Source organism: Pseudomonas sp. Pseusp97, from assembly GCF_047304025.1.
Lineage (GTDB): Bacteria > Pseudomonadota > Gammaproteobacteria > Pseudomonadales > Pseudomonadaceae > Pseudomonas.
The window spans coordinates 1-890 of sequence record NZ_JBGLYK010000456.1 but is presented as its reverse complement, the minus strand read 5'-3'; the positions used below and the strand labels follow the sequence as shown (position 1 = coordinate 890).

Sequence of the window (890 nt, the reverse complement as noted above, 5' to 3'; positions counted from 1 at the left end):
GAATTCGCGAGCAAGCTCGCTCCTACGAAGAGCATTCCGAAGTCAGGGTGGGCTGCAGGAGCGAGCTTGCTCGCGAACCCGCATGGCACGCCAGTTTCCCGGATGCCCGACGCGCCCTAGAGCTGCGCGTAAGGCTGGCGAGGACGGTGCGCCCCTGGTTGTCCTTGCGCAGTTCCACCGGCAGCACCCTGGGCAGCGAATCCACCAGCGCCTGCAGGTCGTCGGTGCGGTAGATGCCGCCGATGCGCATGGCGGCTGCGGTGGCGTCGTCAAGGAATACGGGCTGCCTGAGGTAGCGATTGATCAGCGGCAGGGCCGCCTGCAGCGTCAGGTCGTCGATCACCAGCTTGCCCTCGGTCCAGGCAATGGCACCGGCCGGCGCGACCTGTGCCAGTTCGATCCGCTGGCTACCCTTCAGGTAGCGCGCCTGCATGCCCGGCGTGAGCTGGGCGCTGTTGCCGTCGACGTTGTCGGGCGGGCTGACCACCACCGAGCCTTCGAGCAGAGTGACCAGCATCTGCTGCGAGTCGGTCCAGACATTGAAGCGCGTACCGGTGACTCGCACGCTGCCGTTGTCGGTGTGGACCGAGAAGGGCTGCAGCGTGTCGTGGGCCACCCGGAAGTACGCTTCGCCGCCGCTCTTCAGCCAGGTACTGCGGCGGTCGCGGAAGTCGGCAAAGATCAGTTGCGAGTTGCTGTTGAGCTCGACTTTCGAGCCATCGGCCAGTTCCACCTCGCGTGCGCCAGGCTGCGCGGCGTAGTAGCCGACACGCGACGGCAGCAGCCCGGCAGACCAGCCGGCCGACCAGATCGCGCCGATGGCGACCAGCACACCGGCCGCCACGGCGGCGATGCGCTTGCCACTGCGGGGGCGGTGAGCGTTGCTGCGG

At 67.8% G+C, this 890-nt stretch carries 1 protein-coding gene; it reads right to left on the bottom strand.

All coding sequences use genetic code 11. The features are described from left to right. Positions 1-22: 22 nt before the first annotated feature. Positions 23-890 (bottom strand): FecR family protein (locus ACCC94_RS29850; protein WP_413353191.1); only part of this gene is annotated, 868 nt, incomplete at its 5' end.